Source organism: Enterococcus sp. AZ163, from assembly GCF_050498925.1.
Lineage (GTDB): Bacteria > Bacillota > Bacilli > Lactobacillales > Enterococcaceae > Enterococcus_A > Enterococcus_A ferrettii.
The window spans coordinates 82,705-96,132 of sequence record NZ_JBIPAO010000003.1; the positions used below are offsets into that span (position 1 = coordinate 82,705).

13 protein-coding genes are annotated in these 13,428 nt (G+C 37.3%); 5 read left to right on the top strand and 8 right to left on the bottom strand.

From position 1 onward, the window contains the following. Positions 1 to 219: 219 nt before the first annotated feature. The 3 genes from IGI46_RS22020 to IGI46_RS22030 are packed head-to-tail and all read right to left on the bottom strand — an operon-like array spanning position 220 to position 3,585. Complete coding sequence (locus IGI46_RS22020; protein ID WP_429974459.1) at positions 220 to 1,683, bottom strand: ABC transporter substrate-binding protein; 1,464 nt, start codon at positions 1,681 to 1,683, stop codon at positions 220 to 222. Positions 1,684 to 1,705: 22 nt separating this feature from the next. Further along, complete coding sequence (locus tag IGI46_RS22025; RefSeq protein WP_429974270.1) at positions 1,706 to 2,629, bottom strand: carbohydrate ABC transporter permease; 924 nt, start codon at positions 2,627 to 2,629, stop codon at positions 1,706 to 1,708. Positions 2,630 to 2,640: 11 nt separating this feature from the next. Further along, a complete protein-coding gene (locus IGI46_RS22030) occupies positions 2,641 to 3,585 on the bottom strand; it encodes an ABC transporter permease (protein ID WP_207704113.1) in 945 nt (314 codons plus the stop codon). Between the two features lie 279 nt (positions 3,586 to 3,864). On the opposite strand from IGI46_RS22030, the gene IGI46_RS22035 reads away from it, so the two are divergent. Continuing rightward, positions 3,865 to 4,974, top strand: coding sequence for an ABC transporter ATP-binding protein (locus IGI46_RS22035; protein ID WP_207704114.1), 1,110 nt, complete (start codon positions 3,865 to 3,867; stop codon positions 4,972 to 4,974). A gap of 47 nt (positions 4,975 to 5,021) precedes the next feature. Here IGI46_RS22035 and IGI46_RS22040 read toward each other — a convergent pair whose 3' ends face one another. Beyond that, positions 5,022 to 5,348, bottom strand: coding sequence for a hypothetical protein (locus IGI46_RS22040; RefSeq protein ID WP_429974271.1), 327 nt, complete (start codon positions 5,346 to 5,348; stop codon positions 5,022 to 5,024). A gap of 215 nt (positions 5,349 to 5,563) precedes the next feature. On the opposite strand from IGI46_RS22040, the gene IGI46_RS22045 reads away from it, so the two are divergent. After that, positions 5,564 to 6,313 carry an epoxyqueuosine reductase QueH gene (locus IGI46_RS22045; protein ID WP_429965713.1) on the top strand — a complete coding sequence of 250 codons (750 nt, stop codon included), beginning with the start codon at positions 5,564 to 5,566 and terminating at the stop codon, positions 6,311 to 6,313. 133 nt (positions 6,314 to 6,446) lie between these two features. On the opposite strand, the gene IGI46_RS22050 is transcribed toward IGI46_RS22045, so the two are convergent. Beyond that, positions 6,447 to 6,704, bottom strand: coding sequence for a hypothetical protein (locus tag IGI46_RS22050; RefSeq protein ID WP_429974272.1), 258 nt, complete (start codon positions 6,702 to 6,704; stop codon positions 6,447 to 6,449). A 68-nt stretch (positions 6,705 to 6,772) separates the two neighbouring features. Between IGI46_RS22050 and IGI46_RS22055 the strand changes: the two genes are divergently transcribed. Further along, positions 6,773 to 7,300 (top strand): TetR/AcrR family transcriptional regulator, encoded by a 528-nt coding sequence (locus IGI46_RS22055; RefSeq protein WP_429974273.1) that lies wholly within the window; start codon positions 6,773 to 6,775, stop codon positions 7,298 to 7,300. 578 nt (positions 7,301 to 7,878) lie between these two features. On the opposite strand, the gene IGI46_RS22060 is transcribed toward IGI46_RS22055, so the two are convergent. Beyond that, complete coding sequence (locus IGI46_RS22060) at positions 7,879 to 8,535, bottom strand: DUF3862 domain-containing protein (protein WP_429974274.1); 657 nt, start codon at positions 8,533 to 8,535, stop codon at positions 7,879 to 7,881. 575 nt (positions 8,536 to 9,110) lie between these two features. Between IGI46_RS22060 and IGI46_RS22065 the strand changes: the two genes are divergently transcribed. Further along, a complete protein-coding gene (locus IGI46_RS22065; protein ID WP_207704581.1) occupies positions 9,111 to 9,866 on the top strand; it encodes a hypothetical protein in 756 nt (251 codons plus the stop codon). A gap of 27 nt (positions 9,867 to 9,893) precedes the next feature. After that, a complete protein-coding gene (locus IGI46_RS22070; protein ID WP_429974275.1) occupies positions 9,894 to 11,078 on the top strand; it encodes a helix-turn-helix domain-containing protein in 1,185 nt (394 codons plus the stop codon). Between the two features lie 321 nt (positions 11,079 to 11,399). Here the strand turns inward: IGI46_RS22070 and IGI46_RS22075 are convergent, their stop codons facing one another. After that, positions 11,400 to 12,038, bottom strand: coding sequence for a YczE/YyaS/YitT family protein (locus IGI46_RS22075; protein WP_429974276.1), 639 nt, complete (start codon positions 12,036 to 12,038; stop codon positions 11,400 to 11,402). After that, positions 12,028 to 13,428 (bottom strand): melibiose:sodium transporter MelB, encoded by a 1,401-nt coding sequence (melB, locus tag IGI46_RS22080; RefSeq protein WP_429974277.1) that lies wholly within the window; start codon positions 13,426 to 13,428, stop codon positions 12,028 to 12,030. The genes IGI46_RS22075 and melB overlap by 11 nt, the downstream gene beginning before the upstream one ends.

Consider the following 13,428-nt stretch of genomic DNA (forward strand, 5'->3'; position numbering starts at 1 on the left):
TCATTTTTTTGAAAATGTTCAAGCCTTAGTTCACAAGGCTGTTATAAACTAAGGTTTAAACACTTGTCATATACTACCACGAATTCCAATTAAGAACAGCGACCATGACAGAAGCCTTTAAGCTAGGAACTTACCACTTGGCCCAAGAGTTCAAGTACCCTCTTGGAACCAAGCACGTTTTTCTAATTCATCCTATTTCTATTACAGCCTAAGTATTCCTTAGTTGCTTTCTTCCATATATTGATCCAGTTGTGCCTGCATTTCTTTTTGAGCTTTGTCCCAGCCTGCAGTTTTTAATTCTTCAATTAATTTTGGCAGATTTTCTTCAGGGTCAATTGAACCAGTATTCAAATTCGCTGCGTAACGATTCATCACATTCATAATATTGGTCAATTCTGTTTTGAAGCTGTCCGTTTTCACGTTGAAGCCTAGAATTGGCGAAGTCTCTGCTGTTTCAATACTTTGATCACGTTTTTGAATCATTTCATCTGTCACAGTTTCAGAAGTATAAAGCAGCATGTTGTTACCCGTGTTCCAAGCATCCATGTGCGCTTTTGGTTTGTAACCGTCCAGTAATTTGATCTTTTTATCGCCAACTTTTTCCCAAGCTTCACCTTCCACTCCCCAAACCAAGCCGTTTAACAAATCAGGATCTGTGTTTAACAGATTCAAGAATTCTACCGCTTTTTCTTTGTTTTTCGAAGTATTGGAAACAACAAAGTTTGCCATTTGTGCCTGAGCCGTAGTCTTCAATTGAGAAGTTAAGGGACGAGAAGTCAATGATTGACCAGCAGCCTGTGACAAGATCGTATCACCATAATCCAATGGCCCTTGAGTTTCTTCACGGGCAAACCATGTGTTGCCTTCTAATGGATAAGCTTGTGTATCCGTAGCCGCATCTGAAGGAATCAAACCAGCTTTGTACCACTGATGTAGGACCTTCAAATTGTTCTGGAATTCAGGATCTTCGTACTGGTTCACAATTTTCGGTGAACCATTGGCATCCAATTTCACCGCAAAAGGATAATCCTTGCCTAATGGAAAATCAAAGTTGCCGGAAGCTTTAAAGTTTTGACCAATTGCAAAAGCAGCAATGTTTGGTTCCTTTTCATGAAACTGCTTCAATACTTCGGTAGCAGATTCATAAGAACCATCAACTTTACTGATATCTAAATTGTATTTTTTCACGAATTGATCATTAAAGGTTAACACCTGCTGTGCCCAAGTATTGCCGTATACCGGAATCGCATACAATTTGCCATCGACTTCGTTTCCCTTTTTGTACATTTCGGGCAGTTGATCCATGTATTCCTTAGCATGCGTTTGTGAAAGTTCAGTTAAATCGGCGAAAGCACCTTTTTGCGCATTGGCTACATATTGATAAGCAAAAGCGATATCGTAGCTTTCTCCTGAGTTAATAATCGTTGGCATTTTCTTGTCCCAGTCTCCCCAGCTGATATATTGCAGGTCGATGGTTACACCAATCTTATCCTTGATTTGCTTGTTGGCAATCTTCATTAATTCATCATAGTTATCCGGCTTATCCCCCACTTGATACATTAACAAGGTTTTGGAATCACCACCGCCAGCTCCCTTTGAGTCATCTGATCCGCCGCAAGCAGCCAAACCGACTGTTGCTAAAGCAATTGCTGCTATCCCTAGTACTTTTTTCCACGCTTTCATCATTCCACTTCTTTCTATTCGTTTATTCTTTGACACCGCCAATAGTTAAGCCTCCAACGAAATAACGTTGGAAGAATGGATACGTTAAAGCAATCGGCAAGGTTGATACCACCACAATCGCCATCCGAGCAGACTCACTCGGCAGGGCTGCCAAGCCACCTTGAATCTGTGCACCTAAGCCGGCATTTCTTGCCAGAAAGTCCAAATTATTTTGAATCTTCATTAGTAAATATTGCAATGGAACCAAATTATCTCTTTGAATATACAGCAAGGCATTCAACCAGTCATTCCAATATCCTAAAGCCGCGAACAAACTAATTGTCGCAATGCCCGGAACCGCCAACGGTAAAACAATGCTCCTAAAAATACGCATTTCACTGGCACCATCAATACGAGCAGACTCAATAATACTGTCTGGTACTGTCTTTTTAAAGAAAGAACGCATTACCAGAATATTGAACGGACCTAAGGCCAATGGCAGAATCAACGCCCAAATCGTGTCATTCAGACCTAACAGATTCTTAACCACTAAATAATTGGCAACCATCCCAGGTGTGAACAGCATAGTTACTAGAGCAAAAATGGTAAAGAAACGGCGAAACGGAAAATTGGACCGTGAGATAACGTAAGCATACAACGAGGTCATCGACGCATTTACTAATGTTCCTAAAACCGTAACAAAAATCGTTACTCCAAAGGCCTGAAAAATTTTCTTGCTCATTTCCCCCGCAAAAATGTAACTGTAGGCTGCCGTTGAAAATTCTTTTGGCCAAAAGCGATACCCCATTTCCGCCAGCGATGCTTCCTGAGTTAACGAAATCATGATGACAAAGATGAATGGCAATACACAAGAAATCGCAAACAAGGCAATCACTATATTGAAAATTAAATTGACCGTCGGATTAAAGGAACGAACTTCAACTTTGTTTACTTTTCTCTTTTTCATTGAATTCCTCCTTAGAATAGTGCTGAATCCGGTTCGATTTTTCTAACAACAAAATTAGCAATTAATAATAATGCAGCTCCGACGACTGACTGATACAAGCCGGCTGCCGACGACATTCCGATATCTCCCGTTGAGGTCAACCCATTATAGATGTAAGTATCTAAAACAGAGGTTACTTGATACAACGCACCAGAATTACGGGGTACATTGTAGAACATACCGAAGTCAGCTCGGAAGATCCCGCCGATGTTCATGATTAAAAGCACCAGCATCATCGGTACAATTTGCGGAATAGTCACGTTTTTAATCTGCTGCCACTTGCTGGCACCATCCACCATCGCTGCTTCATAATACGTCGGATCAATTCCCATCACGGAAGCATAGTAGATAATACTATTGTAGCCCAGACTTTTCCAAACATTCATGATAACAAAAATCAGCGGCCACCACGTTGGATCGCTGTACCAGTTAATCGGGGTTTTTCCGGCATTGGTCAGCCAATGATTGATAATCCCTTTATCTGGACTCAAGAAAGCATAAACGAAATACCCGATAACTACCCAAGATAAGAAATACGGCAAAAGAGACATTGTATGATAAACCTTTACAAATTTCTTATTGCGCAGTTCACTCATAATAATCGCAAAAGCGATTGCGAAGAACAAATTAAATGCCAAGAAAACAATGTTGTATAACAGTGTGTTTCGGGTAATTAACCAAGCATCCTGTGAAGCAAACAAGAATTTGAAATTATCAAAGCCTACCCATTCACTGGTCATCAGGCTGTCAATAAACCCATTCGGTGAAATGTGAAAATTCTTAAAGGCCACCACATTGGCAAAGACTGGTATATAAAAGAAGAATATAAACCAGATGAACCCCGGCAAAGCCATTAAGATCAAGGCTTTATACCGCCATATATTCTGCCAAAATCCAGCTTTCTTTTTTTTCTGCATTCCTTCAACTCCTTTCGAAAACAATGATATCGCTTTCCATCAGCAGAAGTAATGAACAAATTTAAGGTATGTCGCAACAAATTAAAGGAAAGCTCTAAAAGCTATTTTTGATCGAAAGCAATTGTGATAAAAAGTAGGTAGCTGCTTTTGCAGGCTTTTTCAAACAAAGAAGATTTTGCTTCATAATTAAATGAAAGCGATATCCCACCAAGCTCTGACTGGAGTTTGGAAAAATTTGGAAAAGAATCGTCGAAGGGTAAATAAAAGGAGGAACCACCAATGGTTGAAATGGCTTTAAAAAATATTTATAAACAATACGACAACAACGCAACATATTCCGTCACTGATTTTAATCTAGCTGTAAAAGATCAGGAATTTATCGTCTTTGTCGGTCCTTCCGGCTGCGGAAAATCCACTACTCTGCGAATGATCGCAGGACTAGAAGATATCTCAGAAGGTGAATTTTTAATTGACGGAAAATTGATGAACGACGTAGCACCTAAAGACCGCGACATCGCTATGGTTTTCCAGAATTATGCTTTGTATCCTCATATGACAGTATTCGACAATATGGCTTTTGGCCTGAAGCTGCGGAAAATCAATAAAGAGGAAATAAAATCGCGGGTGGACAATGCGGCAGAAATTCTAGGTTTAACCGAATACTTGGATCGAAAACCAGCCGCTCTATCTGGGGGACAAAGACAACGGGTGGCCTTGGGACGGGCAATCGTTCGGGACGCGCAGATTTTCTTAATGGATGAACCCTTGTCCAATTTAGATGCTAAACTGCGGGTAGCCATGCGGGCAGAAATTGCTAAGCTGCACCGTCGCTTAAAAACGACCACGATTTACGTAACTCACGATCAAACTGAAGCCATGACCATGGCCGATCGCATCGTGATTATGAAAGATGGCTTCATCCAACAAATCGGCTCACCAATTGAAGTCTATAATTCGCCTAGAAATGTTTTCGTAGCAGGCTTTATCGGCTCACCAGCTATGAACTTTTTCAATGTAATTCTGTCTAAAGGCATCATTACTGATAATCAAGGACTGACTTTGAAAATTCCTGAAGGCAAAAACAAACGCCTGATAGAAAAAGGTTACGAAGACAAAGAGCTGATCTTTGGTATTCGTCCTGAAGACATTCATACCGAACAAATCGCTATTGATACCACACCAGATGCAACAGTAAAAGCCGAAATCGTAGTTTCTGAATTGCTGGGTGCTGAAACCATGCTTTACTCCCGGGTGGGCGATACCGAGTTCATTTCCCGGGTCGATGCTCGCGACTTCCATCAACCAGGTAAAATGATCGATTTGGCCTTTAACCTGAATAAGAGCCACTTCTTTGATAAGGATTCTGAAGAAGTCATTGAGTTGAGGTAAAAAAGCTGAGGAGAAATCCATTATAAGATTTCTCCTCAGCTCTCTTTTTATTTCACTGTACATCTTACTTGTTTAAACAAAGTCACATTTTCGTTGTTTTCAGTGTCGTCCTCGGTTTGGTAAAACTGTACTTTTGATTTATAATCTGTGGAATGTGCATCTTCTAATCTCTCTATGCCAATAGAATACTCTTGATTATTCTTTAATGAATCAGCCAGTACCTGCTGATTGGCAACATAGACAAAAGTTGTTTTCTCTTCATCAAAATCAGTCACCATGAACCCGATAATGTTGTTCTCAGGCGAAATTTCATTTGTTAACAACTGTACCTCACCAGTACCAATATCCATCTGCTTATCTATTTCTTTTTTCACTTCTTTAGTTGCTGTAGAGCACCTAGCTAGTAAAAAACTCCCATCAACATCCCGATTAATGTAAACTTTTTCATGCCAAAACTCCTTTCATTCTCACAAACAATATACGTTTTTTTTCACAAATTAACTATCTGTCTTAGGTCCGAAGTTAACAGAAATTCTCTCTTTCTAAATTATCCAATTTACTTTATAATCATCAACGAGGAAGTGAAACGATGAGCCCTATTAACGCTAACGAAATTGTTGATAACATGAAAAACCAAAAAATAAACTATGACCGAGTATTACAAAAAATGATTAGTGTCTGGCAGCAGCAACATGCTCGTCCCAAAATTCTAATTCATTCCTGCTGTGCACCCTGCAGCACCTATACCTTAGAATTTTTGACCCAATATGCCGATGTGACAATCTTCTTTTCAAACTCCAACATCCATCCTGCCAGCGAATATCAAAGAAGGATGCTGGTCCAGAAAAAGTTTATTGATGACTTTAATAAAGCTACCGGCCAACAGGTTGATTTAATCGTCGATGAATACAAACCCAACGCCTTTATTCAAATGGTTCAAGAAAATCAGTTAGCCGAAGAAAAAGAAGGTGGGAAACGTTGCACCGCCTGCTTTAACATGCGCTTAGATTTAGCCGCCAAAGAAGCACTCGAACGGGGCTATGATTATTTTGGCAGTGCCTTGACGATTTCTCCAAAGAAAAATAGTCAGCTGATTAATCAGATCGGAATGGATATCCAAAAAATCTACGATACCAATTACTTGCCAAGTGATTTCAAAAAAAATTCTGGCTATCAGCGGTCTATCGAGCTGTGCAAAGAATACGACGTTTACCGTCAATGCTACTGCGGCTGTGTTTTCGCTGCTAAACAACAAGGCTGTGATCTAAAAACTGTTAACAAGGAAGCTAAAGAATACCTTTCGCAGCAGGAAACATCTACGAATAAACTAGAAGTATAATTGCCAAAGAAGCGGTGACACAAGTAAAAAGATGATTTCAATTTCCGAACAGGAAATTTAAAATCATCTTAGTAGAAAAGCTTAAATGACTACCCAAAATATGCTCAATTTTGTCATCTCTAGTGTTGGATAACTATTTGCTTTTATGTGTTATTTTCTTTTCCGATTGCACTTTTTTTCTTTTGATATTTTCTTCTTTTAATCGTTTTTGAGCATCTTCTGTGGATTCATTCTCTTTTTTCAAAAAAGTATCTACAAATTTATCAGCTATTTTATTGTGACTAGCGATAACAGTATCCGCAATTTTGTCATTAGTAGACATAAGCTTGTCGGCTATATTTTTGTTGGTTGAAGATACAGTGTTTGCGATTTTGTCATTTAAATTATTCATAATAAGCACCCCTTAATTTGTTATGTATTTATCTTACTCCTGAAAAAAAGACGATACAATCAACAGAATTGGGTAAAGTGTTGGTACACGAGGTGAAGAATATGTGTCGAGAATCCGCAGTAAAGAGAATTAAAAAAAATTTTATTTTGTTGCTTCAAACCAAGGAGTTACACGAAATTAAAGTTGCTCAATTATGTAAATTAGCGGAGATAAACCGCTCTACATTTTATGCTCATTTTATAGACATTTATGATTTGAGTGAAAAAATAACTACTGAAATAGAAGATAAATACCTTTACATGGTCAACTTAGCAGGTGATAGTGTAGGACTAAAGCAAGCATTTTTTGAATTGTTTGCAGACGTTAAAAAAAATCCGAAAATTTACCAAGCTTATTTTAAAATTAATCCAACCAAAGGACTGCTTTTTAAAGAGCACGACGAAAAAACAGGCGAGCGACACAATGATTTCCTAAAATATAATTCGATTTTTTTTAGAACAGGAATAACAGCTGTGGTAAAGCTTTGGTTAGAAAATGTTTGTGAAGAATCCATTGAAGAAATGACCGCACTAGTTTTAAATAAATACAGCTTCTAGAACTTTTTGAAAATGAGCAATAATCTATACTAAGTAGGGTTATAGACGGCAACTACTTCTCAAGAGGGTTGCGACTTGAAAAGTCTTCTGCTTAATTGCTTTTAAAGCTATTTTTTAAATTTGAATATCTCTACTGGTACATGAGAAAAAAATAATTTTGGAATGTGAAGATACTGGGAGAATGCACTAAGACAATACTTACTATTGATAGTACTGTTCGGGAAGTATACATGAATAACGTAAATGAACTATTGCTAGGCTGCTTAGATTTGGCTAAGTTCACTGTTCAGATGCAGTTCAACAATTCGGACTTTTTTCTCTGCCGTGCGGTGCATTTTTTCAATTCCCCACAGTAAATACCCGTAGCTAAGACTTAATTATTTCTTTGTCCTAGTTACGGGTAATATATCACGTTGGGCTTGCTGCTCTTATTGATCACTTTAACGTCAATAAATTGAAAAAAGCAGAGTTTTGTCTGTTTGTTCAAAAATCTTTATTTCATTTAATTGTCCTATCAAAGAGGAACTCCACTACTGTTGAAACAGCATTTTTCCAGACATCAACTAATAATTTTGTCATCAGTCTGTATTGTGTCTCTTTTCCTTCAATTGATCATCTTGCAAATTAATGCTGTAGATGCCATTTGAACGAAACCAGTTATAGTACTCATACACACCCATTTCAGATTGCGCAACTGATTCCATGTCGGGATAGCCGAAAATTTCAACCAAATCCTCTCGAGTATACGTGTCCATTAACTGCAAAGCATCAAAATCCGCTTGATTGAACATTTGATCTTTCATTTTTTCATTACTAAAGTATAAATTTTTATTGACGACCTTATCATTCTTGTAACTTACACTGAGCATAGGCATAGGTGATTCCCAAGAAAAATTCTGCCAAGTATACGTAAGTACCTTTTCGCCTTCCAAATAATCTTCCATCTTCATATTGGGAGAACCTAGAGAAGAATTGACCTGCTTCCTTGTGCTTCCACCTTCCCCTGTTTCCTCTTTGCCAACCTGAATAGCTTCAAACGCCTCTCGTAACTCACTAACCGAACCAATCTTTTCGTTCACCTGTTCATCTAATTCTGAAGATTCTATGTCTTTTGTACTCGTGGTTGAATGAAAAGGCTGCTTAAAATAAGTATAGGAAACTACTGCTAGAGTAATACAGAGTAAGCCTATCCAAAAATATTTATCGCGATAAAATTTCTTATTCCATTTTCTCACAGTTCAATCTCCTTTTTGCATTTAGAAACCGTTCATTCCTTTTTTTCGCTAAAAGCTGAAGCTTTATTTCATTTTACCTAAAGACGCCGCTTAAATGAATACTTTCTCACTATTTAACGATCTTTTCTCATGATCTTATCTTATTTTTTTCCTTTTTTTAAGGTATTTATAAAGGATTGCTAAGTCATAGGAATTTTCTTGGTTCACTTTTACTTAATATCTATACAAAAAATAATGGCTGGGAATATCATCATTTGGACGAGTTTTTGACCCATTTCGAATAAATCACATATATCATTTGATGTTAGAATGTTGATTTAACGGTGTTTTGACACTCGATGAAACGAGTAAAAACATAGCAATTGACAAAGTTACCCGCCAGAATTCCGACAAGGGTTTTAAAATTCAAAATCGTTTTAAAAAAGATTGCTTTCGTTTCGATATCTCTTTTTGTTCGAAAATATAGCAATGTACTTAATGAATTAGTTCTACTTTAAAAAAAGTCGAAAAAAAATGTTTCTGCTTTTTAAATTGATGTATAATACCTATATGACTTAAAAGTACTGGAGGTAATTATGAAAAAATTTGAACTAAGTGAAGTGATTTATCAAGCTATTGTCGATGGTACGCTAAAAGGGTATCTGCAATACCTTGACGAACGTAAAGAAAAAATAGCCAAAATGAATGTTAGTGGTGCCTACGCTTGGACTAAAGGAAATCACATTGATGATCAAGTATCTAAAGTTGGACAAAAAGCTGGTATTGATTTTACAATTGAAAAAGCTGGCTATACTTGGGAGTATTTACAATTTACTTTAAGTGAAGAATCAGAAAACTTTATGTTGATTGTAAAAAATTCTCGCAGAATCCAACAATCATTTGACGGAGACATCAAAAAGGAAAAAAATTATCTTGTAGACCTATCAGATATCAATCTACCCGCATTCAAAGAATCCGGTCTTACATTTATCAAAAGGCCAGAACAAATTGAATTAGAGTTAAGTGATCCTGAGGAAGTAAAGGCAGTCTTAGAAGGCCGTTCTCTAAATGTTGAGCATAAATATTCCCGTTTTTACATTGTCACTTATGAAATCAACGATGAGACAAAAATTATTGACTCTATTAATCTGATGATGCCTAATAGCGAAACAATGAGTTTGATTCCAGTAGCAGACTTAACTAGCTATATTACGACCAGCCCATATGAAATTACGTTTGATGATGTAGCACCAATCAGGGAAGAAAAAACAACAGATCAAACGATCTTTTCCGGAGAACCAAATGCTTTTGGCCTTTCTGTTGCAGCAGAAGATGAGGAAAAGAAAGAATAGTAAAACCTAAATAAGGATGTGTTAATCATGTTTTTCGGAGAGCAATTACAAAATGTTCGAGAATTGAAGGGTCTCTCCAGAAAAGATCTTGCTGAATTAGTTAATGTCAGTGAACAAGCCATATGGCAATATGAAAATCAGTATACTGTGCCTAAATTTGAAATCGTAAATGAATTCAAGAGAATTTTTTCTGTTAAACCTCAATTTTTCTATTCAAAACCTTTCACAAAGAATATAAGTACTATTGAACATATCGCTTATCGAGCAGAAGATCGAGAATCTAGAAAAAAAGCGAAGATGGAAACAACCTATTTAGACTTTGTTAGTCATTTCATTTTTGAGTTTGAATTTAGTGTAGATGCACCTCAAAGTTCTATTTATTCTCTGAGAGAAGCTTCAGAAAAACTTTATTATAATGGCGATTCTAAAGTTACTGATAAAAAGAGTATTTTGCAACACCTTGCAGAAAACGCGAGAAGCACTTTGGATATACAAAATAATAGAGATCTATTGTATAAGTTAGAAATGTCTGGAATTTCAATTCTTGAAAAGAATATGGGATCTCATATTGATGCATATAGTACGTGGACGAAAGAAGAACGTCCCTTTATTATTTTAGGAAATATAAAGAAATCATCTGTACGAAGAAATTTTGATTTGGCACACGAATTAGGTCATCTTTTGATGCATAGATTAATTGACATGGATAGTCTTTCCAAAGATGAACATAAGGTCATTGAAAAAGAGGCCAATGATTTTGCTTCTTATTTCTTAATACCAGAAGAAGAATTTGTAAAAGATTTTAAACAAATTAAAAAGAAATCGAATCCATATTCTTATGTCGAGATGAAAATGAAATATATGGTTTCTATCATCGCTTTGGAATACAGAGCCTACAAATTGGGGCTCCTAAGTTATGAAGAAAACAGGTACTTTTACGCATCACTTAATAAATACAAAATGAGACAAAAAGAACCTTTGGATGAAGATATTCCTGTCGTTAAACCGGGTAAAATACGTGCGCTTCTCAATTTTGTATTTGAAAATCATCTGCTAGTACTGAATGATTTTTTAGACAAATATAACATCGAACTTCCCTTTTTAGAATCTCTACTTGGGATTGATGAAGGCTTTTTAACGAAGTTTAAAGCGACTATCAGAGAAGACTACTATGGGTCGAATGTCATTCCTTTGTCTCCCAGTGGAAACTAAGAAGAAATCGAGTAGCTCATCCGTCGCTTCGCCTTAGTGCACGCGAAAGAGCAGAGCTGTTCGTCTTTTGAACGCATAGAAAAGATAACTATCCATCAATTTTGTATCACTTTTTGCAGCAAACCTAACAGTTATTCGAAGATTCCGTTCATATGGGTTAAAGAATATCCAATGATTATTGGCTCTCAATAGGATGAAATTGTCTACTGCGGAACAAACAAAAGAATTTCTTTCATAGAAAATAGACACGTCTCTAAAATCCACTAAAGATTTTTAGAGACCTGCCCATTTTCTTTTTTTTGAGACTACTTATGTCAGCGCCTATTTGTTTATTTCAGTAACGGGTACGCTCTTTTTAGCTGAAGTAATTTGTTCAATTTTTTCACCAAAGAAGTTAATTAATGGTCCGGTAAAAAATGCAGTCAACACTGTCCCCATACCTATCGGAGCTCCTAACAGAAAACCGACGCATACACACCCTAAATCGGTTAAGACCCTTATTTCCCGATATTTTAATTTGGTCTTGCTCTGTTCTTCAATAATCTTTGCCGCTGCATCATAGGGGGAAATCCCCAAATCGGCCCGCATGTAAATGGCTACTCCTAATGTGCAGCACAATAAGCCGATACACATTGCTAGTACTCGAATATAGATATTAAGCGGCAGTAAAGTAAGCAGGGACAGGACAAAGTCCGACAAATAGCCCACTAAGAAAATTCCCAGTGCTGTGCCCAAATGAATAGACCGCTTGCTGAAGCGCAGCATAAAGAGTAGAAATAGCAAATTCATTACCATTTGAACGGTGCCAAAAGGCAGAGCTAAAAACTGAGCAATACCGATATTCATTGTTACAAACGGGTCTGTTCCAAAGCTGCTGAACCGCATCCAGGCAATGCCCAGTGAAATAATCATCACGCCAGCTATCGTTGCAAGAGCTCGATTGACTAAACTATGCTTCATTAGGAAGATCACTGTAAAGCTGTGCTTCAGCCTTACTCTCCTTTTCAGTATGAATATCTAAAACCTGTTTGGACAGATTAATCAGTCGAGTTCCTTTTAACTTATAGAACTTGCGGTACACAACATAACTGATAATCACAAACACAATTGGAATGATACAAGTCAAGATCCGAATACCCCAAATTGCCGTAGCCGATTGTGCTACATTCGGAACATACCCAACAATTGATAACCCAACCCCAGTCAGTAAACCAGCAACTGCTTGCGCAGATTTCATTAAAAAGGTTTGTGCGGAACAAATAATGCTTTCATTCCGGGTACCAAATTTAATTTCACCATAATCAATGCAGTCTGCAATTGAAACAGTCGTTACGCCCAATGAAAGGCCTGAACCAAATTTCAAGATTAAACCAGAAGCCATCGCCAAAATCACATTTGTCGGTGCAATAAACCCAGACACCAGCAAAAGAGTCAATCCTGCCACAGGTAGGGCACAAGCAAGAATGTAAGTTTTTTCCCTACTGATTTTTCGACTAATTTTAGGAAAAAGCATTAATCCCAGCATCTCTGCAAAAATCGTAAAGAAGAAAAGTGAAAATAAGCGTTCACTGCCTGCGACATATTTAAAATAATAAATCATGAATCCATTCAAAATCTGCATTGATAAATTAAAGGTCAGCAGAAAACCGATAAAAGCCAACAGCTGATCATTTTTCTTAATGACATTTACCGCCGTCTTTATGGTGATTTTAGGTGCATTTTTTTGATCAAGTGTAGCCGCTTCAGGAACATTGGTTACAGTAATCCCAATTAATACAATAAAGATCACCGCAATAATTACTGCAATCATTTGAAATCCTTGAAGCTGATTTCCGCCACCTAGTTTATTTACTATTTGGAGACCGAATGTTCCCACTAGTAAACCAGCCAAGCTGGCAAAAATTCTCGGAATAACTGAAACCTTCTCCCGTTCCTGTGGGTCATTTGTCAAATTAGGCAGCCATGACCAATAAGGAACATCCATTATCGTATAGGTCATCCCAAATAGTACATACATGATGGTGGCGTAGATATACAGGCTGTTTCCAGTTAAACCAAACGTCGAAAAAAGTAAAACAAATACAATGGCATTTAATATGGTTCCTATCACCAGCCAAATTCGAAATTTCCCATGCTTCGTTCGAGTATTATCGATAATCATGCCCATCACAGGATCATTAATCGCATCCCAAATGCGTGCTCCAAAAAACAAAGCCCCTACAAATGCAGGTGTTAAGTACAAAACATCTGTAAAATAATAGGCTAAAAAGGTACCGACAAAGCAGATAATAGCATCTTTACCCAACGCACCTAAACCGAATGCGTATTTCTCTCTAAATGGTACTTTCAT

What these genes read in the sequence shown, in the direction of transcription:
- IGI46_RS22020 (WP_429974459.1), bottom strand. Translation starts at nt 1,683, where the DNA reads ATGAAAGCGTGGAAAAAAGTACTAGGGATAGCAGCAATTGCTTTAGCA.
- IGI46_RS22025 (WP_429974270.1), bottom strand. Translation starts at nt 2,629, where the DNA reads ATGAAAAAGAGAAAAGTAAACAAAGTTGAAGTTCGTTCCTTTAATCCG.
- IGI46_RS22030 (WP_207704113.1), bottom strand. Translation starts at nt 3,585, where the DNA reads ATGCAGAAAAAAAAGAAAGCTGGATTTTGGCAGAATATATGGCGGTAT.
- IGI46_RS22035 (WP_207704114.1), top strand. Translation starts at nt 3,865, where the DNA reads ATGGTTGAAATGGCTTTAAAAAATATTTATAAACAATACGACAACAAC.
- IGI46_RS22045 (WP_429965713.1), top strand. Translation starts at nt 5,564, where the DNA reads ATGAGCCCTATTAACGCTAACGAAATTGTTGATAACATGAAAAACCAA.
- IGI46_RS22050 (WP_429974272.1), bottom strand. Translation starts at nt 6,704, where the DNA reads ATGAATAATTTAAATGACAAAATCGCAAACACTGTATCTTCAACCAAC.
- IGI46_RS22065 (WP_207704581.1), top strand. Translation starts at nt 9,111, where the DNA reads ATGAAAAAATTTGAACTAAGTGAAGTGATTTATCAAGCTATTGTCGAT.
- IGI46_RS22070 (WP_429974275.1), top strand. Translation starts at nt 9,894, where the DNA reads ATGTTTTTCGGAGAGCAATTACAAAATGTTCGAGAATTGAAGGGTCTC.
- IGI46_RS22075 (WP_429974276.1), bottom strand. Translation starts at nt 12,038, where the DNA reads ATGAAGCATAGTTTAGTCAATCGAGCTCTTGCAACGATAGCTGGCGTG.
- melB (WP_429974277.1), bottom strand. Translation starts at nt 13,428, where the DNA reads ATGAAAGTACCATTTAGAGAGAAATACGCATTCGGTTTAGGTGCGTTG.